Here is a 17985-nt window from a genome sequence, read left to right as displayed (position 1 = left end):
CTACATCCAGTATAGATTTCAGTCATGGCATTTGACCCGCTTCAATTGATTTCCGAATTCGTCAGCCACCCCAGCGTATCCACCGATCCGCAATACAACGAAGGCATGACTGGCGCGCGCGAAAGCGTCTGCGCCAAGCTGGCCGAAATGGGCTTCACCGTGGAGACGGTCGAGACGCCGCTGCACCCGATCATCCTCGCCGAGCGTGGTGCCGACCACGACGACTGGCCGCATATCCTCGTGTATGGCCATTACGACGTTCAGCCCGCCGACCCGTTTGAACTGTGGACCACGCCGCCGTTCGAAACCGAGGTGCGCGGCGACCGTATTTACGGCCGCGGCGCCGCTGACAACAAGGGGCCCATCGCTGTCCAAATGGCCGCACTATCCCGTGTCCTCGAGCGCAACCCCGATCTGCCGCTCCGTATTACCTGGATGATCGAAGGCGAAGAAGAAATCGGCAGCCCAAGCTTCGCCGGCTTCCTGGAAAATTACAAAAAGCGCCTCAGCCAGGCCGATCTCGTCATCCTGTCCGACACCGGTTGCCCGAGCCCGGACACCATGGCGATCACGCTCGCACTGCGCGGCCTCGCCCCGCTGCAAATCAACGTCACCGGCCCGAAGCAGGACCTGCACTCCGGCATCCACGGCGGCTGTATTTTGAACCCGCTTCAGGCGCTGATGGAGATTTGCGCGTCACTGCACAATCCCGACGGCACGGTCAACGTCCCGGGCTTTTACGACGACGTTGTCATGCCGCAGGATTGGGAGCGCGACGAGCTCGCCAAGCTCCCCACCTCCAAAGAGGACTACCGCAAATTCCTCGGTGTGGATGACTTTCATTGCCCGCCTGACTTGAACTGCTTTGAAGCCACACGCTTTGCACCCACGCTGGAGTTCAATGGCATCGGCGGCGGCTACCAAGGCGAAGGCGAAAAGACCGTCATCCCGTCCAAGGCGTTCGCCAAAATTACGTGCCGTCTCGTCGCCAACCAGGACGCCGAGACCGTGCAAAAGCGCCTCGCCGAAACCATCATGGAACGCGCGCCCAAAGGCGTGAAGGTGGAGCTCGACATCCACTCCGGCGGCCCGGCTTACCAAGTCATCCCGCCCGGCAAAGGCGGCACGGCCAAGGACGATTCCACCAAGAGCCGCGCGTTCGACATCGCCGAAACCGCGATCCCCGAGATCTGGGGCCAAGCGCCGGTTTACCTGCGCGAAGGCGGCAGCGTGCCGATCATTGGCGACATCAAGGAAACGCTCGGCCTCGACTCACTCATGCTCGGCCTTTTCACCAAGGAGGACAACCTCCACGCGCCCGACGAGTCGATGCACTGCAAGATCATCGAGCGCGGCGCCGCCCTCTACGAGCGCCTCTTTGAAGGCTTGGCCAAGCAATAAACTCTTAGCGCCGGTGGGTCCAGTTGCCGGCCCACTGGCTTTTCTCTGACGGCTGCGGCGGCAGGAATGTTCCGGTGTTGAGAAAGGCGACCATCTGGTCCATGACCTCGCCATTAAAGACGAGCATGGGGTGCGTTTCGTGGACCGTTACAAAGTCGCTCATACCGTCGAGCTTCGTGCTCTCAACCGAGATCACGCCATCGTCCGGGCCTTCGATCATCGAAGACACCACGGGGTCAATCCCCAGCGTGCCCGCAATGATGCCGACCTCAAAAGACGCGGGCCCCATGGCATCCCAACGCTTGGAATTCGTCGCGGCAAGCTGACTGCCCGCCGGACCAAAAATCATCTTCGCCCATGCCGAGGAAGCCACGATATCCAGCGCTTCACTACCGTGGTTGGGCGGAGCAATCATCACGACGCGCCCGATGTTCGGCAGCGGGTCATCCAGCTGAATTTGCCTTAAGATGATGCCACCCATCGAATGCGTCACGAAGTCGATTTGATCAACGCCTTGAGTCTCTTCAACAATCTTGGCGCGAATGTCTTTGGCCAGCAAATAAAGCGTCTTGCTCATCGACGGGTAGTCGATATTGACCACCCGGTAGCCATCGGCCTCAAGGGTGTTTTCCACGTGGCCCATTACACCCGCGCTCGCCGCCAAGCCATGAATCACCACAACGGTCTTCTGCTCAGCGAGCAAAGTAAACGGCAAAAACAAAACTGCGAGCCACAAACGCATACGACTACCATTAACACGCAACTCTGGCCTGTCCACTCCCTACCTCACTTTTGCCCAATGGCCAAAACGACCGATCCAACCGGAGGTTGGCTGGGTTAGCGCGCCTCGAGGATCAGCTTACGCTTGAGCGGGCGCACGTGGAGGATCTTCAACAGAGCCACAAAGATGATGCCAAACAACGTCGAGGCATACGCGGCTACGAGGCTCGCCTGCACGATGCCCATGGCGAGCATGAGCAGCGAAATCACCGTGCCCGACAGCCCCACGTAAAGCCCGAGGTCAAACAGCGGCTCCTCGTTCTCCAGCAGCGTGATGCGGGTCTCGGCTGGCACGGGCGCGCGCTTGAGCGTCGAGAGCTTCATCAAGCACACGATGTAAATCACCAGCTGCACCATAAAAAAGATGAGCAGGACCAGGACGGTTTGTTGATCGATGGTGGCGTTGGGCATGGATTCTCCTTCTACTGTGCTGACTGCGGCGGGTAATTCAAATTCTAAAAACAGGGCGCCGGGTTCTGTCACCGGCTGGGCAAACAACTGCGGCTCCTGCACGCCGACCACAATGAGCAATAAAATCACGCCCACGACCGCATTCTGCATCCAAGCCATGCCGGGCGCGCCCGAGCCAGCCTGCGCGCGGCTCAATAGCAGCAGCTTGCCGCCCGCGGCAATCAGCATGCCCGCCATCAACAACAGACCGATCTTCACCACGATCGCCAGCGTCCTACAGTCCGCACAAAACAAGAGCAGCGTTTGCAGCGCGCCTTGCTCGGGGATGTCGTCCTGGTCGGACCAAAGCACCGGCCCGTGATAGAGCGGCAGTTGATATTCGAGCAAATAGCTCAAGGACTCGCCGCCCCAAGGAAATGCGCGCTCCAGATCGGGCCAGGCCGCGTCACCAAATTCCTCGTAATAATCCGCCAGCCAATCCGGTCGTTCGCTAAGCATCACCACGCCAAACACCAATGCCTCGCGCTCTCCACTTTGCCGGAGCAGAGTCGTTGCGCGCATGAAGCTAACCGGATCTCGCGCCAAACGGGTCCACGCGCCAAGGGATGCCCAATCCAGTCGCTGCGCCGCACCGAGCACCGACATGTAAAACGCCTCCATCCGCGCCACGGCCGCCCCTTCGCCACTCATCGAAAGCTGTGCCATCGTGGCGACTTCGCGTGCGAACTCTGGTCCAATAAAGCCCGACTGCACCAGCAAGGCCGTCGTTAAAATCGCGGAGTCCAGCGGCGCGCCGGCCGCCGAAGCCACCGGCATGAAATGACGCACCCCGTGCATGCCACGCGTTTCCAAAATCTGTAACACGTTTTGATTCCGCGACTCCTCCAAAAGCGCGAGCAAGACCTCGCGATTAACCTTTTGCGTGAGCAGTCGTTGAAACGGCATAGGCCCGGAATCGGCATTCAACTCTGGTTGCTTCGGCGACATCGCCAGCACTTGCTGACCGTAAACTTCGTCACTGCCAATGAAACGATCTTCAGGATGCTCCGCAATGAAAGCCGCGATCTGGTCATTCAGCAGACTCTCGGTCGTGACGTCTTCCGCATCCGGCCCCGACAGTTGCTGGAGCGCTTCATTGATGCGCCAGGCCGGGCCAAGCTGCCCCTCAACCAGCAGGTGATCCGCGGAGTTAGCGGCAGACTTGCCCTCCGCCCCCACCACATGGAGCACCACGGGCGCGACGGCATCGAGGTAGGTCGGCAGCAGCCATCCCCCGACGCCAAACACGGCGGCCAGCAAGATCAGCAGAATGCCCAAGCCTTTATACATGACTCGGAAACGTAAGCCCTTGCGCCAACTCAAGCAATGGAAACCTGTCGCCATTTGTGACTCGACGCCATGCCCCGCAGCGCCGTTACTCAACGCAACGTCATGCCAGCCACACCTGCCCAGGAACGCCGCCTCAATCTCTGGAAACAGCGCCTCTGCTGGTGGCAACCGCTCGGGCTCATGGCCGCAATTAGCATTGCCTCCGGCGGCAATCCCGCGCCCCTGCCCTTCACCTTTTTCTCCTACGATAAAGTCATCCACATTCTCGTCTTTGGCTTGCTGGCCACATCGCTTTACCGCGTAGCGTCGCCCAATTGGCCCAGCGCCTTGCGCACGATTTTGGCCATCGGCGCCACGGCGCTGTTCGGCCTCCTCGACGAGCTGCACCAAAGCCAGACCCCCGGCCGCTTCATGGACTTTGCCGACTGGATAGCGGACTGCTTTGGTGCCGTGCTCGCCGTGTATGTTTACCGCGCCTGGCCCGCCTATCGCCGCTTTTTGGAATTTGCGATTCCGCGCCGCAAGCCCAAGCTGGAGTCATGAGCCAGCCACCGCTATACGATGCCCATTGCCACTGGCATGATGCGCGATTGCTGGCAGACTGGCCAGCCATCGAAGCCGCGTTGAGCGAATTTCCGCTGGGCCGTGTAGTCGTCAACGGCACGCACCCAGGAGACTGGCCGGCCGTCGCCGAGCTGGCCAAGCGCGACCCGCGCGTCATCCCCGCCTTTGGCCTGCACCCTTGGCGAGTCAACGACGCGCCTGCTGACTGGCTACAGCAGCTGGAAGATTTTTTAACGCGGTTTCCTCACGCCGCTGTGGGCGAAGTCGGCCTCGACCGGTGGATTGTCGACCACGATTTGCCCCGCCAACAGGAGGCCTTCCGCGCTCAACTCAAAATAGCCGCCCGTGACAACAGCGCCGTTTCAATCCACTGCCTGCAAGCTTGGGGCCCGCTCCTCGACACGCTGCAAACAGCAGCCTTACCCGCGCGTGGCTTTCACCTGCATGGCTACGGCGGCTCACCGGAAATGGTTCCTACCTTTGCCCAGCTCGGCGCGTATTTCAGCTTTTCGGCCTACGTCATGCACGAACGCAAAACCAAGCACCGTGCCTCTCTACTGGCCACGCCGCCCGACCGCCTGCTCCTCGAAACAGACTGTCCGGACATGCTCCCGCCGGAGGACTGGCAAGACTTCACGCTCGCTGGCAACGTCGCCTTTGCCCACGCCCCCGAGGGCGAGCCACGCCACCACCCGGCCAACATCGCCGCCAGTTACCGAGCGGCCGCGGAGCTGCTCAACTTGCCCGCACAAAAAATCCGCGAACAAGTCGCGGAGAATTTTAGGCGCTTCTTTGGCGAAGCTTAGCCCGCTTCATTGTTTTTCACTTTGAGGAATACCGTTTGCTTGTCGGAATCCTGAAAAAGCAGGTATTCGCCGTCGGGATCATGCCCCACAAAAACCAAGCCAATATCCTCAGCCACAGTGTCGCCAACATGGTAAATACTTCCATTGATGATGGCCCGAGTTTGCTTCCCACCGAACCGGACACCATTAACAGTGGCGCGGTCGAGAAACTCCTGCGCCGTGTCGGCAAACTCGATGTCGGTCCTACGCGGATCAGCAGCTTGCGCGGCCTCCAAGGCCATCAAAGCGGGCTGGCTGCTGCCAGCTTCAGAAGCGCCAGCGCTTGTAACCGCATCCCAGCTCTCTTCAGCAGTTTTACTTAGGACATAAATCGCAACTCCCGCGACCACAATAGAGCCAGCGATAATGCAAAGCGTTTTAAGAAAGGCCCGTTTCTTCTCCTCACTTTGCTGCTGGCGCAGAGCATACTGAACCGAAGGAGCAGCACGACTGATTGAGCCTTGGCCTTCGTACACCATCCCCTTCGAGCCGCGTTGAAGCATCTCGCGTTGGACCTTGGAAGACTGTGGTTGGATGATCGCCATTCGATAAATCGAATAATAGTCAGAATTAGATAAAATATTAAGGGACTTAACTTGACAAGTCCCATATCCCACCCAAGCCACAAATAAGCAAATACCTGCCCAGAAAATAAAAGATACACCCCACCAACGATTGGAGCCAATATAGGCAATCGAAGGATACTGAGCAGCCCTCAAAATCAGCTACTTCACTCAAAAAGCGGCCATACCTCAGCTCGCCTGCCGTTGACTAATTGGCAAAACTACTTGGCGGCCAGCAGCATCTCGGAACACCAAATACTTCCCCGCGGAATCATACCCCACCAACTTCAAACCCAGTGACGGTGCCACGACTTCACCCATCCGAAAGAGCTTACCGTTGATGGTCGCTTTCGTGCTGCTACCACTTAGGCGCACACTGTTAACGGTCGCAACTTGTGCAAAAGTTCTCAAATCCGAGACAGTTGCCAGTGTCCCTAGAAGGTTCGTTTCCGACTCAGCCTTAATTTGAACGTGTTGCTCCGGTGCAATGACTGGGGCGATCGGCGTCACCAATGCACTCGTATTGGTCCGCTTCCCAAAAATGAATACCGAGGCACCAAGCGCGAGCAACACACCACTGACCGTAAAGGCGATCTTTCGAGTTTTGTGCTTACGGCGCTCAATGCGAACCGCCTCCTGGATGACCGGAGCCGCCCTGCTGATCGAGCCGCGCTCGCGTTCAAAGGCGAAGGGAGAATGTGTTTGGGAAAATGCCATAAGTTACGCGTGTTAAAATATGACTCTATAATAAGCACTTTTGCGCCAAAACAACGCCGCGAGGGCGCTTCTCGCCCATACGGGTAGAGTTTCAGCCTTCACCTGAATGTAACACCACCAAAAAATTGTAGAGCAAAACGCCCCTAGCTTTACAACCCTTTACAGAAGTTGTTTTTGCGAGAATTCCATATGATTTCGTTTACAAAATCAAAGGCGTGATCACTAATAATCCTTCGCGATGCCGAGGGCGAGGTCGATCGCCACCCCGGCGGCCATGAAGCCAATCACCCCGGTCACAAAACTTGCGGTGCCAAAGCCTTGATCGCAATTGAGGCGCAGTGAGGCACCTTCCTCCTTCGTCGCGCAGACCGTGCCATCGCCCCAGGGGAACACCGGCAGTTCATCCGAGTAAACGCACGGCACCTTAAACTTCCAGCGCCGCTCGCGCGGGAAGCCGTGGTCGCGCCGTAGCTGCTTGCGCACTTTGGCCAGGAGCGGATCGCCAATCGTGCGCGATAAATCTGCAATCTTCACGGCCGACGGATCTTTGCGCCCGCCTGCGCCGCCCACTGTCACCAGCGGAATCCCGCGCTGACGGCACTCCGCGATCAAGCGGCACTTGTTCGCCACGGCGTCAATCGCATCCACGACCACATCATAGCCTTTGCCCAGCAATTTGTCGCAAGTACCGTCGGTGAAAAACGTCGCCTCGCAATTCACCTGACACTCCGGATTGATGCGGCGCGCGCGGTCAGCCAGCACGTCGATCTTCAGCTTGCCGACCTCGCCGTCCATCGCGGGCAGTTGGCGGTTAACGTTGCTCAGGCAAACATCGTCCAAGTCGATGAGCGTGATTTGCCCGATGCCGGTGCGCGCCAGCGCTTCCACGGTCCACGAGCCCACGCCGCCCACGCCCACGACACAGGCATGCAGCGTGCGCAGCTTCTCCAAATTTGCGGCGCCGTAAAGCCGGCCAATGCCGCCAAAGCGGGTATAGTAATCACTCATCGATGCCTGTTCTCTTAAGCAAACGGCCCCCAGCGCAAGCCTTAGGTGTTTCCAGACAAAAACCACTGGTGTTTTTTAATAAAATCCACTGGGGCAAACTGACAAAACCCACCAGTGTTTTCTGATGCAAAACACCAGTGTTTTGCGACACAACTCACTGGTGTTTTGCGACACAACCAACCAGTGTTTTCCGACACCAAACACCAGAGGGTTGCGGCAGTAAACACTGGTGGATTTTAACGAAAAACACTGGTGGATTTTCGCTGCTCCAAAAAGCGTCGTTGAATACCAGCGACGACCGCCAGCTTATGCCTCGCTAACCAAAGTGCGCAAATCCCGCTGCACGCGGCGGGCGGTTTGGCGCAGCGCGGCCTCTTCCTTGGGCCAAAGTTTCACGTCAACCACTTCGCCTGCTCCGCGGCGGCCAACCTCCGTCGGCAACGCGAGGCATGTTTTGCGCAGGCCATAGCGCGGCGTGCGGAAATCGTGGCACACGCTCACCGGCAAAATCTGCTGCGTATCGCGGACAATCGCCGTCGCCACTTCAGCCACCGCGGCGGCGTTCGCGCGGTAGGCGCCACCCTTGCCCATCATCATGGCGGTGTCGGCATTGCGCGCGCGCTGCTCGACTTCGTGTTGCCAATTGTGCTCCCAGGGCTTGAGCGTGCTGATGGATTCACCTGCGACTTTCGCGCCCGACCACAGGGGAACCATCCCTTCGCCGCGGACGCCAATGGCGTTGATCGACACCTGGCTCAACCCAACCGACAAAGCCTGCGACAGGCCAACGCGCAAACGCCGCGCATCCACCACCGTGCCCATGCCAATCACGCGCTCCGGTGGCAGTCCAAGATAGCTCACCGCCATCGCGGTTAAGAGCTCTGCCGGCTCGGCCGCAATGAGGATCACGGCGTCTTGTTTCACGCCCGCCTCTTTGAGCTGGCTTAGCTGCCAGCAAAAATGTCGCAGGTAGCGACGCGCAAGATCGATGCGCGGCTCCTTGCTTTGCGATGCAAAGCCTCCGGCAAAAACGATAAGATCACTCTGCGACGCAAAGTCGATTTGCGCCGCAGAGTGAATAACAGTGCCTTTTTCCAGGAATGATTCCCGAAAGTCCTGCGCCTCGGCCTCGGCAAGCTGGCCTTGGGCGTCGAGCAAAGTGAGCTCGATAAAAAGATCGCGCTCTAAGAATGCCGCGACCACGGCGCTGCCGAGTAACCCGGCTCCACCGATGATCGCGGCTTTCATTAGGGAGGCAATAGATGCGGCTAGCGTCGAAGGAGACCGTCTCCCTCGCCTTAGCCTTTAAGTTGTTGCATGATCATGTCGGTGACCTTCTGCACGAGGTCTTCCGCATCACCGCTGCTTGGTTTCGCCGAAGCTTGCGGCATGGCGCACACGACGCCGGGGCGGAACTCGGAGTTGTCGCAAAGCTCGCACTCCTTCATGTTCTCGCGGCGATCCGGCATACCCAGCGAACGGCGGATGGAGATGAGCTCCTTCAGCTTGTTGCCGCCGTAGGTGTTCAGCCCGTGGCCGAGCTGCGATGCAACGTAAATGGTGTTACAGTAAGCCTCGGTGTTTTCCATCTTCCAGTAGGCGTCTTCGACGTCCTTACCCCAGGTGATGACACCGTGGTTCTGCATGATGATGGACTGGTGTTCCGGCGCGAGCGCACCAACTGCCTTGGCGTTCTCCGGCGTGCCGGGAGTCTCGTATTTCGCCAAAGCGATTTCGCCGAGGAACACTTCCGGCTCAGGGATGAGGCAGGTGGGAGGCGCGACGCCGGCGATGGCAAACGCCGTGGCGTGGATCGGGTGAGCGTGCACGCAGCTCTTCGCGTCGGGCGTAGCCTTCATGATCGCGAGGTGCGTGTTGACTTCCGACGTACGCTTGCGGGTGCCGGCGACCTGGTTGCCATCGAGGTCGACCATGCAAATCTCGTCCACTTCGATGAAGCCCTTGGAGATCAAAGTTGGCGTGCAGAGCACGAGGTTGTCGCCCACGCGGACGGTGATGTTACCGCCGTTGCCGTCGCAGTAATTCTTCGCCCAGATGCGGCGACCCATGTCGCACATACGCTCCTTGATCACGGTCAGCTCGGGCGAGTTAAAGTAAGCGTTGATCGCTTCGTAGCCGACGGGGTCGGTTCCGGGCTTCCACTTAAATTCGAAGTCCGGAACGATCGGGTTCAAGCCCTTGGCGGGCTTGCTCGGCGCGGCGCTGGCAGCGCCCTTGCCGCTCTTCTTCGCGGCGCGGATTGCGTCCTTGGCGGAGGGAGTCAGCACGGCCTTGTCGGGGATGGCGCAGAGGCCCTTGCCGCTGGCCAGCAGCTCTTCGACGTCTTTTCCGGTGAATACTTTTTTCATGACGATTTTAAGGGAGTTTATTAAAGCGAGTGGGTCTTGCCCTGGTAGGAAATTTCATCGATCAGCGCGCAGTTAAACGCGTCGACCGGAGTGGGTTGATCAAAAGTTGCGGAAGCTTCGCCGCCTTCGACGAAGCCTATCGTGTCGCCGAGTCCGCCGCCGACGTTGTCGTAAACAACGACATCGGGCAGACCGGAAACCGGCGGTAAATCCTCACCACTGATGCGCGCCTTGTCCATTGGGCTCACCAGCAAAAAGCGCCCGCCTTTGTAGGAAGGATCACTGTCACTCAGGGTGACTTTGCCAATGACTTTGCCGAAGCGCATGAGGAAGTTCGTAGGTGTGTAGGTGAAGAAGTGTGTAAGTGGTTATTCGTCTTCGATGGCGAGGATCATGTTGCGAATCGGCGTCTTATCGATGCCGAGGAATTCGCGCACGCCCTTGCCGTCGGTGGTGATGACGATCGTTGAGCCAACCCCGGCGCCTTGCGGGTCGATCGCCATGACGGGCTGGCCTAGATCCCTGTCCTCTTCGTCGATCGGCTGGCAGATCAGCAAACGCCAGCCGCGCATGGTCTCGTGACACATGGTGCTGACTACATTGCCTTCTACTCGGGCGCGGATCATTTGAAGATTAAAGGAAAAAGATTAGAAATTAAAGTGGCTTAACAACTGGTTATTGGAGAACCGGAAACTGGTTAACTGCTCTTTAATACATCTGCAGGTTGTCAACGAGGACGCAGCGACGGCGGCGCGTGAAGGTGTCGGGCGTCGTGATGCCTTCGCCGGTCGTCGTGGCGATGGAGAAGCTGGAGTAGCCTTCGCCGCCCATGCCGAGACCTGCTACGCAAGCGCCGTTCTTCACGAACAAGGTGGTGTCGAGGGCGCGGGCCATCTTGCCCATGTTGACAACGTTCAGCGTGTGGATCATGCCCGAGTGCTTGTAGCCGTGCTCGGACTTGACGGCCATTTCGATGGCGTGGTCGATATCACGGGCGCGGATAACGGGCACCATCGGCATCATCTGCTCTTCGATCACGAAAAGATGACCTTCGTCGGTTTCAGCAAAGAGCATTTGCGTGTCAGCCGGAGCGGACGTGCCAGCGATTTCTGCCAGCTTGGTTGCGTCAGCGCCCACGAGGTCGCGGTTCACCACCGGGTGCGAGCAGCCACCGCCGTCGCCCTTGAACGTGAAGGCAACCTTCGTCAAACGGTCGAGTTGCGCTGCGTTGAGTTGGAACGCGCCAGCCTTTTTCAGGGCGGCAATAAATTGATCGTAAACCTTGTCGACGACGAAGATTTGCTTTTCGCCGATGCAGAGCAGGTTGTTGTCGAAGGCGGCGCCCATGATGATGTCGCCAGCAGCCTTATCGAGGTCAGCCGAGTCATCAACGACGACAGGCGGGTTACCCGGGCCGGCGCAGATCGCGCGCTTGCCGCTTTTCATCGCGGCGTTGACCACGCCAGGACCACCGGTCACGCAAAGCAGGTTCACGTCAGGCGTTGCGCAAAGTTCGTTAAAGCTGTCGAGCGAAGGCTTTTCGATGATCGTCGCGATGTTCTCGATGCCGAGCTCTGCCTTGAAGCGCTTGTTGTATTCGCGCACCGCAGCCACCGCGCACTTGGCGCCACCGGGATGCGCGTTGAAGACAACGGTGTTGCCCGCAGCCACCATGCTGACGATGTTGCAGGAAAGCGTCGGGATGGAGTGGGTAACCGGCGTGATGGCGCCAATGACGCCGAAGGGCGTATTTTCTTCCATCGTGATGCCGTGGTCGCCGCTCATGCCACGCGGCGCCAACCACTCGACACCCGGCAAATTCGGGATACCCTGTAGCTTGGCAATCTTGTGCTCCAGGCGGCCGATCTTGGTTTCGGCAAATTCCAGCTCGCCCCACTCCACTGCCTTCTCGGCGCAAGTTGCCTTAACGATCTTCACGACCTTGTCGCGGCCTTCAATGCCGAGCTTACGCAGCTTCTTCTGCGCTTCCTTGGCGGCAGCAGCGGCGTCGGTCGCATTTTGGAAAACGCCCAACTCGCCGCGCGAGCAAGCGCCGTCGCAGGAGCAACCGCAGTCTTCCTTTTTGCTGTCGGCCACGGGGCTGCCTGAAGCCTGTTCCTGAAGTTTGCGGAGAACGTCGGCGACTACGCCTTTGAGGACCGCTTCATCGATTTGCAAACTCATTGTCTTTAAAAGTTTGTAAGGTGGGTAGGTGCGTAAGGTTTGTAATGCAAAGTTACTTTCTTACGCAGAGTTTATTTGGCCTTGTAGGTTTGCGTGCCGAGCACATCGACGGTGTCGACAATGCCCACGACTGCGCAGTCAACCGGCAGCGGTTTCATGCCTTCCGTCGCGCGGGCGGAACTGCCCTGCACGAAAAGCACCATCTCGCCTTTGCCCGCGCCCATGCCATCCACAGCGACCACGGTATTTGAGCCGTCCTTGAACTTGGTCGGATCTTCCGGGTCGACCAATTGCGGACGCAGCAGAAGCAGCTTACGCCCCTTCATTTTGTCGTCCTTCTTGGTCGCCACTACGTGGCCGATGACTTTCGCGAGAAACATGGTTGGTGAGGAAAAAGTTTAAAGGAAAAAGGAAAAAGGGATTAAGGACGAACTGGAGTTAGGCGTTGCTGCGTCGCGTTGGTCTTTAATCTTTTTCCTTTAATCTTTTTACTTCTTAGCTGCCTTGGCTGGAGCGGTCGGCAGGACCTTGGAGATTTCGTCGGCCGGGCGGGCGATGACGTGGGCGCTGACGACTTCGCCGAAGGATGCGGCGGATTCGGCGCCAGCGTCGAGAGCTGCCTTTACGGCGGCGACGTCGCCTACGATCGTAGCGCTAACGAGTGCGCTGCCTACGCTCTTCATCGGGCCAACGAGTTCGACGTTAGCGGCCTTGAGCATGGCGTCGACGCCTTGCACGAGCGAGATGAGTCCCTTGGTTTCGAGGAGTCCGATTGCTTGAGATGCCATTGTATTATTTGGTTTGAAGGTTCGAAAAGTTCGTATGTTCGAAAGTTAAGTGAGTGAGTAAATTAAACGGGTTGGGCTGCGAGGAAGCGGGAAACTTCGCGCGCGATGACCAACTCTTCGTTGGCCGGGATGACGTAGGCTTTGATGCGGGAGCTTGCCGCACTGATGTCGCCTTCGTCGCGGGTGGCAGCGTTGGCCGCGGGGTCGAGGGTGAGTCCGAATTCTTCGAGGCCGGCGCAGACTGCGGCGCGGAGAGCCGCGTTGTTTTCGCCAATGCCGCCGGTGAAACAAATCGCATCAAAGCCGCCCATCTTAAAGACGAAGGAGCCGGCCCAGTGGCGAATGCTGTCGACGAGGTGGTCGATGGCGAGTTGCGCGCGATCGTTGCCGCCTTCGGCTGCTTCTAGCACGTCGCGCAAATCGTTGCTGACTCCGGAAATGCCGAGCAGGCCACCTTCCTTGGTGAGCTGACGTTCGCACTCCTCAACGCTCAGGCCCTGCGTCTTCATCATGTAGGGCACGGCCATGGAATCGAGATCGCCGACGCGGTTGTTTTGCGGTAGGCCGCTCTGCGGAGAGAAGCCCATCGATGCCCCGATCGCCACGCCGTTCTTGATGCCCGTCACGGAGCTGCTGCCGCCGAGGTGGCAGGAGATCACGCGCAGCGGTTTGCCGTCGATGGCGGTGTCGCCCTTTTGGTAAAGAGCTTGCACCTTGGCGGCCACGTCTTCACGGCCGATGAGTTGCGCGGAGCGCTCGGCAATGAACTTATGGCTGGCGCCGTGGAAGCCATAACGGCGGACCCCGGCATCATGCCAACTTTGCGGCACAGAGTAAATCGACGACGGCTTCGGGACCCACTGATAAAACGCGGTTTCGAAGAGCGCCACCCGGGTAACGGACGGCATCACCTGCGCAAACATGCGAATGCCGTTGGCGTAAGCCGGGTTGTGCGCGGGAGCGACTTCCTTGAAGCCTTCCAGCGCAGCGAGCACCTTGTCGTCCGCTTCCACACAACCGCTGAGATCCTTGCCAAGCACGGTCTTGAAACCGACAGCGTCGAGATCGCCTTCGCCGGTCAAGTGACCGTCCTTTTCGAGCGTCGCCAGGCAATCTTCGATCACTGGCGCAAAGTCTTCGACACGCTCATAACCGCCCTTGGCCAGCAAGCGTTCAGCGCCGTCCTCTAATTGATAGAGGCGGTATTTGAACGACGTGGAGCCGAGGTTAGCGACGAGGATTTTCATGAGTGGAAATTTTGAATTATGAAGTATGAATTATGAAAGGTGTTGGAGCAGGAATCGGTTTAGCGACTCACACTGGCTGGCTTTTCATAATTCTGAATTCATCATTCATCATTAAATTTAGCCCATCCAGTTGCCGAGCTTGGCGAGGTCTTCGTGTGGACGCGGGATGACCTGCACACCGAGCACGTCGCCAACTTGCGATGCGGCTTCAGCGCCAGCGTCAACGGCAGCCTTAACGGCAGCGACGTCGCCTACGAAAAATGCGGTTACGATGCCGGAACCGATCTTGTCCCAGCCGCTCATGGTTACATCCGCCGACTTGAGGGCGGCGTCACAGGCTTCGAGAAGAGTAATGAAGCCCTTGGTTTCGATCATGCCTACAGCTTGCTTAGCCATTTTGATGTCTTTCTTAAGGAGTTAAAAATTTAGATAGTGAACTGCTTGAGCAGGTCGCTGTGCGGGCGGGCCATGACGTTGGAGGAGACGAGCTCGCCAACTTTGTCTGCGGCTTCAGCGCCAGCTTCGACGGCTGCCTTTACGCTACCGACGTCGCCCTTGCAGAGGACCGTTAAGAAGCCGCCGCCGATGGATACCTGGCGCACGAGCTCGACGTTCGCGGCCTTAACCATCGCGTCGCTGGCTTCGACGCTGCCCACGTAACCGCGGGTTTCTACCATTCCGAGTGATTCGCTCATGATTTATTTATGGGTTTGTAAGGTGTGTAGGGTGTGTAAGGTTTGTGGGGTGAGTAAAGTAGCCTTGGTTTTCGCATTATGCACATTTCCAACATTACTCACGTTACTCACTATTTAATCAGTTCGACGTGGCTGTCGGGCGTGAGGCCGCAGGCGTTGCCTTCGTCGGTGTCGATGTGAACTTCGAGCTTAAACTCGTCCTTCACACGGACGAAGATTCGGTCGAAAGTAACGCCGAGCTCGCCGCCCACGCGCATCTTCATGTAGTCACCCTGCTTGACGCCGTAATAGGCAGCGTCGTCGGAGTGCATGTGCACGTGGGGCGCGGCGCGGATCACGCCTTCGTCCAGCTCGAGGAAGCCGGCGGGGCCCATCAGCATGCAGCCGGGCGTGCCCTTGATGTCGCCGGATTGGCGAACGGGAATTTTGTAGCCCATCGCAATCGAATCCGTGTATGCGAGCTCGACTTGGTTCAAGTCGCGACACGGGCCGAGGATGCGGAGGTTCGAAATAACGCGGCTGCGCGGACCGACCATGGTCACGGATTCTTCCGCGGCGTATTGGCCTTCCTGGTAGAGCCACTTCATGGGCTTCAGCTCGTGGCCCTTGCCGAAAAGAATCTCCACGGCCTCAGGCGTCAGGTGGCAGTGCCGGGCGCTCACGTTGACCACGAGCGGGTTCGGGCCAGCCGTCGGCTTGGACATACCGAGCTGCTTATAGACGCTCTCGCGGACCAGTTTTTCGATCTGGGAACGGGAAATAGCGGGATTGGCGCTCACTAAAGTCGGGGTTTGAAAATTGGAGGTTTTGGAAAAGTGTGACCAATATCTTCCAAAATCTTCCAAATGGTCAAGCGAAAAGTTTCTGCATATCGCGTTTTCAACGATCATAACGCTGCCCTTACAGCAAATGAGGCCTGCGCCGAAAAAACGACGCAGGCCTCGCTCATAGGCTATCGTAGATGTACCGTAGCGGTTTAAATGAAAATTATGCCTTTTGCTTGCGACGACGCAGCATCGCACAGCCGATCACCACAACACCAATTCCAAGCGCATAGGTGGAAGGCTCCGGAACAACTGCTGGCGAGACCGAAAATGTATCGCCCGACTCTAGCTGCATGGACACCAAGCTAACATGGGTGAGTGCTGTGAAGGTAACAGTGTAGTCCGTTATGCCACTGAGACCACTTAGATCCCACTGATAGCTCTGAACCGAATAATCTACATCCGAGCCAATGGCGGCAACATATTCAGTAGTGATGGTCTGGGAACTCACAAAATCGGCTGCCCCAAGATCGACGGTGCCGCCATTATAACTCAAAGTCGGAGCAACAGACGCCCATTCCCCATCGTACAACGAGGATTTCATAGTGAAGATAACCGTCTCAATATCCGCTACTGGCGAATAATCCTCTATAGAGAATTCGGAAGTCCCCATGAACGAATACATGCCTGAGCCGGCAGGGAAGTGAGAGCCAGACACCCGGTAAAACACCGCATCACCGCTGCCGGCGTCATCCGAATGCAGGTAATAGGTATCATAGGCATTGACGGGTGCGTCACCAGTCCCCCATGCAGCAGCGCTGCTCATACCAGTCCAGCCGTTATACTCAGTAATACCGACTAATCCGGTATTGACGAGTAGAGCCTGCGCTCCCGTTGTGAGCATACTGGCAAGCATGAGGCAGCCAGCCAGTTTTCTTTTCATTTGGTTTGTTTTCATCGATTTAGTTGTTTTTCGGTTCCTATTTAGTGAAAATTGGACCCATTCTCATATTGGCCCAGTACAGTTAAATGTTAGAAATTTGCTTAGACGCTAGTCAGTCTAGGCAATTGCGAGCTGCATGATGCTGGCAGGCATTTGGATCAAAAAGACTATCAAGCCGTTGAATCCATCGCCTATTCATCGGTCAAAGTCACTCACGGCCGTTTGCGGCCAGACCTTCAGATCTCTCGGCGCTTGGAAGAAGAAGCTCAGGACACCTGGATTCAACTGAGCTTCCTCAATGATAATTTCCGCTTCGCGACCATCCGGGTAAGTAATGTGCGTGACTCCAGGAATCTGAATATTTCCGCTGGCAAAATATTCGCGAAACCTAGTAACCGTCACTCCGCTTTCTGACTCCGTGACGATCTGTCGCTCTAAGCCCGTCTCCGAATTCAGCCAGTAAACCTCCGGCGCACTTCCATTTGGCTGAACCTGAACGCGGAGGCAACGCTCGCCATCCAGCTCTGCATCGGCCATCACTTGATATGCTTCCGGGTTGGCACGTTCCCGCCACAGCGCATTATAAATCGGCGCAGCCTCCGCCACATCGCTTGCCATAGCACCCTTAAGCAAGTAGGCCTCGTCAACGCCTTCAATCCGCCTCCAGGCAGTCTTTCCATCATAGATGTCGGTCACCGAGCGGCCATCAACCTCGATGGTTGTTCGTGCCATATTCGGCACACGTTTCATTTGATCAAATTGAACACTTCCTTCCTCCGACCTAATCTCACCACGCAGACGAAAGCTGTGTACCGCATTCATCGCTTTTTCACCGCCGTGGGCGGCCGCATATCTCTGTAAAATGATATCAAGCTCCCTCACCTCAGCTACCGTCTGAGGCCTGACAGTGTCCGGTAGCGGTGCCTCAACCTCAAATTCAAGCGGGTCTATGCTAGAGGCGGCAGGCTGATCCACATCAGCGAGCTTGGCATGCCCGGAGTCTCCAGACAGCGTCCTCAGAAACCAAGCCGATACGCCGACCAGCATCAAAACAGCAATAAAACCTCCGCTGTAAAGCAGCGTTCGACTCCTTCGCTTGTCCTTGCGACTGCGCCGCCAAACAGACTGCTGTGGCTTAGCCAGAACAGTCGATCTAGATCGCATTGGTGATTTAGTTGGCCTAGAAGCCTTTTCTATAGGTGCCTCATTCATCAGGCAGCGTCCCTTGCGAGCAGGCGAAGCAAGCTGCCGAACCCGTGACATATGCACAGTCGGAGACATTGGCAGATGGGAAGCCCTTGCCCCCGGTGGCAGCCGATTCGGATCAACGACAAAATACCCCGGCAACCATATAGGGCCAAGCGGCCCCGCGTTTTT

21 protein-coding genes are annotated in these 17985 nt (G+C 57.5%); 3 read left to right on the top strand and 18 right to left on the bottom strand.

Annotated features, from left to right (window positions below):
• Positions 1-24: 24 nt before the first annotated feature.
• Positions 25-1401 (top strand): M20/M25/M40 family metallo-hydrolase, encoded by a 1377-nt coding sequence (locus tag RBB62_RS07860; protein ID WP_309398189.1) that lies wholly within the window; start codon positions 25-27, stop codon positions 1399-1401.
• 4 nt (positions 1402-1405) lie between these two features.
• Here RBB62_RS07860 and RBB62_RS07855 read toward each other — a convergent pair whose 3' ends face one another.
• A complete protein-coding gene (locus RBB62_RS07855; RefSeq protein ID WP_309398188.1) occupies positions 1406-2143 on the bottom strand; it encodes an esterase/lipase family protein in 738 nt (245 codons plus the stop codon).
• Between the two features lie 95 nt (positions 2144-2238).
• Positions 2239-3921 carry a hypothetical protein gene (locus RBB62_RS07850; protein ID WP_309398187.1) on the bottom strand — a complete coding sequence of 561 codons (1683 nt, stop codon included), beginning with the start codon at positions 3919-3921 and terminating at the stop codon, positions 2239-2241.
• Positions 3922-3990: 69 nt separating this feature from the next.
• Between RBB62_RS07850 and RBB62_RS07845 the strand changes: the two genes are divergently transcribed.
• Both RBB62_RS07845 and RBB62_RS07840 read left to right on the top strand, forming a co-directional pair.
• Positions 3991-4464 (top strand): VanZ family protein, encoded by a 474-nt coding sequence (locus RBB62_RS07845; protein WP_309398186.1) that lies wholly within the window; start codon positions 3991-3993, stop codon positions 4462-4464.
• A complete protein-coding gene (locus RBB62_RS07840; protein ID WP_309398185.1) occupies positions 4461-5291 on the top strand; it encodes a TatD family hydrolase in 831 nt (276 codons plus the stop codon). The genes RBB62_RS07845 and RBB62_RS07840 overlap by 4 nt, the downstream gene beginning before the upstream one ends.
• Here the strand turns inward: RBB62_RS07840 and RBB62_RS07835 are convergent.
• The 16 genes from RBB62_RS07835 to RBB62_RS07760 form a co-directional block, all read right to left on the bottom strand.
• Positions 5288-5875 carry a hypothetical protein gene (locus tag RBB62_RS07835; RefSeq protein WP_309398184.1) on the bottom strand — a complete coding sequence of 196 codons (588 nt, stop codon included), beginning with the start codon at positions 5873-5875 and terminating at the stop codon, positions 5288-5290. The two genes, RBB62_RS07840 and RBB62_RS07835, sit on opposite strands and share 4 nt — an antisense overlap.
• Positions 5876-6082: 207 nt before the next feature.
• Positions 6083-6610, bottom strand: coding sequence for a hypothetical protein (locus RBB62_RS07830; protein WP_309398183.1), 528 nt, complete (start codon positions 6608-6610; stop codon positions 6083-6085).
• A gap of 222 nt (positions 6611-6832) precedes the next feature.
• Entirely contained in the window at positions 6833-7618 is a 786-nt protein-coding gene (locus RBB62_RS07825; RefSeq protein WP_309398182.1) for a tRNA threonylcarbamoyladenosine dehydratase, read from the bottom strand.
• A 306-nt stretch (positions 7619-7924) separates the two neighbouring features.
• On the bottom strand, positions 7925-8866 hold the full coding sequence (locus RBB62_RS07820) for a lactate/malate family dehydrogenase (RefSeq protein WP_309398181.1): 942 nt from the start codon (positions 8864-8866) through the stop codon (positions 7925-7927).
• Positions 8867-8916: 50 nt separating this feature from the next.
• A complete protein-coding gene (locus RBB62_RS07815) occupies positions 8917-9987 on the bottom strand; it encodes a class II aldolase/adducin family protein (protein WP_309398180.1) in 1071 nt (356 codons plus the stop codon).
• 20 nt (positions 9988-10007) lie between these two features.
• Positions 10008-10313 (bottom strand): EutN/CcmL family microcompartment protein, encoded by a 306-nt coding sequence (locus RBB62_RS07810; RefSeq protein ID WP_309398179.1) that lies wholly within the window; start codon positions 10311-10313, stop codon positions 10008-10010.
• Between the two features lie 42 nt (positions 10314-10355).
• A complete protein-coding gene (locus RBB62_RS07805; protein ID WP_309398178.1) occupies positions 10356-10613 on the bottom strand; it encodes a EutN/CcmL family microcompartment protein in 258 nt (85 codons plus the stop codon).
• Positions 10614-10695: 82 nt separating this feature from the next.
• Positions 10696-12165, bottom strand: coding sequence for an aldehyde dehydrogenase family protein (locus tag RBB62_RS07800; RefSeq protein WP_425499887.1), 1470 nt, complete (start codon positions 12163-12165; stop codon positions 10696-10698).
• A 77-nt stretch (positions 12166-12242) separates the two neighbouring features.
• Positions 12243-12551 carry a EutN/CcmL family microcompartment protein gene (locus tag RBB62_RS07795; RefSeq protein ID WP_309398176.1) on the bottom strand — a complete coding sequence of 103 codons (309 nt, stop codon included), beginning with the start codon at positions 12549-12551 and terminating at the stop codon, positions 12243-12245.
• A gap of 108 nt (positions 12552-12659) precedes the next feature.
• Complete coding sequence (locus RBB62_RS07790; RefSeq protein ID WP_309398175.1) at positions 12660-12959, bottom strand: BMC domain-containing protein; 300 nt, start codon at positions 12957-12959, stop codon at positions 12660-12662.
• 62 nt (positions 12960-13021) lie between these two features.
• Positions 13022-14206, bottom strand: a complete 1185-nt coding sequence (locus RBB62_RS07785; RefSeq protein ID WP_309398174.1) for an acetate/propionate family kinase — start codon at positions 14204-14206, stop codon at positions 13022-13024.
• 117 nt (positions 14207-14323) lie between these two features.
• Positions 14324-14602 carry a BMC domain-containing protein gene (locus RBB62_RS07780; protein WP_269542168.1) on the bottom strand — a complete coding sequence of 93 codons (279 nt, stop codon included), beginning with the start codon at positions 14600-14602 and terminating at the stop codon, positions 14324-14326.
• A 29-nt stretch (positions 14603-14631) separates the two neighbouring features.
• Positions 14632-14901: a BMC domain-containing protein gene (locus RBB62_RS07775; protein ID WP_309398173.1), complete on the bottom strand. Its 270-nt coding sequence runs from the start codon at positions 14899-14901 to the stop codon at positions 14632-14634.
• 110 nt (positions 14902-15011) lie between these two features.
• On the bottom strand, positions 15012-15680 hold the full coding sequence (pduL, locus tag RBB62_RS07770; protein ID WP_309398172.1) for a phosphate propanoyltransferase: 669 nt from the start codon (positions 15678-15680) through the stop codon (positions 15012-15014).
• A 208-nt stretch (positions 15681-15888) separates the two neighbouring features.
• Complete coding sequence (locus RBB62_RS07765) at positions 15889-16623, bottom strand: PEP-CTERM sorting domain-containing protein (RefSeq protein ID WP_309398171.1); 735 nt, start codon at positions 16621-16623, stop codon at positions 15889-15891.
• 180 nt (positions 16624-16803) lie between these two features.
• Positions 16804-17772: a hypothetical protein gene (locus RBB62_RS07760; RefSeq protein WP_309398170.1), complete on the bottom strand. Its 969-nt coding sequence runs from the start codon at positions 17770-17772 to the stop codon at positions 16804-16806.
• Positions 17773-17985: the final 213 nt, after the last annotated feature.

It is taken from the genome of Cerasicoccus maritimus (assembly GCA_031296935.1).
Taxonomy (GTDB): domain Bacteria; phylum Verrucomicrobiota; class Verrucomicrobiia; order Opitutales; family Cerasicoccaceae; genus Cerasicoccus; species Cerasicoccus maritimus.
The sequence above is the reverse complement of the archived record's forward strand: the minus strand, read 5'-3'. Positions and strand labels throughout refer to the sequence as shown.

Bases quoted from the DNA above. Each gene is read 5' to 3' on its own strand.
- RBB62_RS07825 (WP_309398182.1), bottom strand. From the start codon at position 7,618: ATGAGTGATTACTATACCCGCTTTGGCGGCATTGGCCGGCTTTACGGC.
- RBB62_RS07850 (WP_309398187.1), bottom strand. From the start codon at position 3,921: ATGTATAAAGGCTTGGGCATTCTGCTGATCTTGCTGGCCGCCGTGTTT.
- RBB62_RS07845 (WP_309398186.1), top strand. From the start codon at position 3,991: ATGCCCCGCAGCGCCGTTACTCAACGCAACGTCATGCCAGCCACACCT.
- RBB62_RS07810 (WP_309398179.1), bottom strand. From the start codon at position 10,313: ATGCGCTTCGGCAAAGTCATTGGCAAAGTCACCCTGAGTGACAGTGAT.
- RBB62_RS07820 (WP_309398181.1), bottom strand. From the start codon at position 8,866: ATGAAAGCCGCGATCATCGGTGGAGCCGGGTTACTCGGCAGCGCCGTG.
- RBB62_RS07805 (WP_309398178.1), bottom strand. From the start codon at position 10,613: ATGATCCGCGCCCGAGTAGAAGGCAATGTAGTCAGCACCATGTGTCAC.
- RBB62_RS07860 (WP_309398189.1), top strand. From the start codon at position 25: ATGGCATTTGACCCGCTTCAATTGATTTCCGAATTCGTCAGCCACCCC.
- RBB62_RS07830 (WP_309398183.1), bottom strand. From the start codon at position 6,610: ATGGCATTTTCCCAAACACATTCTCCCTTCGCCTTTGAACGCGAGCGC.
- RBB62_RS07785 (WP_309398174.1), bottom strand. From the start codon at position 14,206: ATGAAAATCCTCGTCGCTAACCTCGGCTCCACGTCGTTCAAATACCGC.
- RBB62_RS07815 (WP_309398180.1), bottom strand. From the start codon at position 9,987: ATGAAAAAAGTATTCACCGGAAAAGACGTCGAAGAGCTGCTGGCCAGC.
- RBB62_RS07760 (WP_309398170.1), bottom strand. From the start codon at position 17,772: ATGCGATCTAGATCGACTGTTCTGGCTAAGCCACAGCAGTCTGTTTGG.
- RBB62_RS07775 (WP_309398173.1), bottom strand. From the start codon at position 14,901: ATGAGCGAATCACTCGGAATGGTAGAAACCCGCGGTTACGTGGGCAGC.
- RBB62_RS07855 (WP_309398188.1), bottom strand. From the start codon at position 2,143: ATGCGTTTGTGGCTCGCAGTTTTGTTTTTGCCGTTTACTTTGCTCGCT.
- RBB62_RS07840 (WP_309398185.1), top strand. From the start codon at position 4,461: ATGAGCCAGCCACCGCTATACGATGCCCATTGCCACTGGCATGATGCG.
- RBB62_RS07835 (WP_309398184.1), bottom strand. From the start codon at position 5,875: ATGGCGATCATCCAACCACAGTCTTCCAAGGTCCAACGCGAGATGCTT.
- RBB62_RS07795 (WP_309398176.1), bottom strand. From the start codon at position 12,551: ATGTTTCTCGCGAAAGTCATCGGCCACGTAGTGGCGACCAAGAAGGAC.
- RBB62_RS07790 (WP_309398175.1), bottom strand. From the start codon at position 12,959: ATGGCATCTCAAGCAATCGGACTCCTCGAAACCAAGGGACTCATCTCG.
- RBB62_RS07780 (WP_269542168.1), bottom strand. From the start codon at position 14,602: ATGGCTAAGCAAGCTGTAGGCATGATCGAAACCAAGGGCTTCATTACT.
- RBB62_RS07765 (WP_309398171.1), bottom strand. From the start codon at position 16,623: ATGAAAACAAACCAAATGAAAAGAAAACTGGCTGGCTGCCTCATGCTT.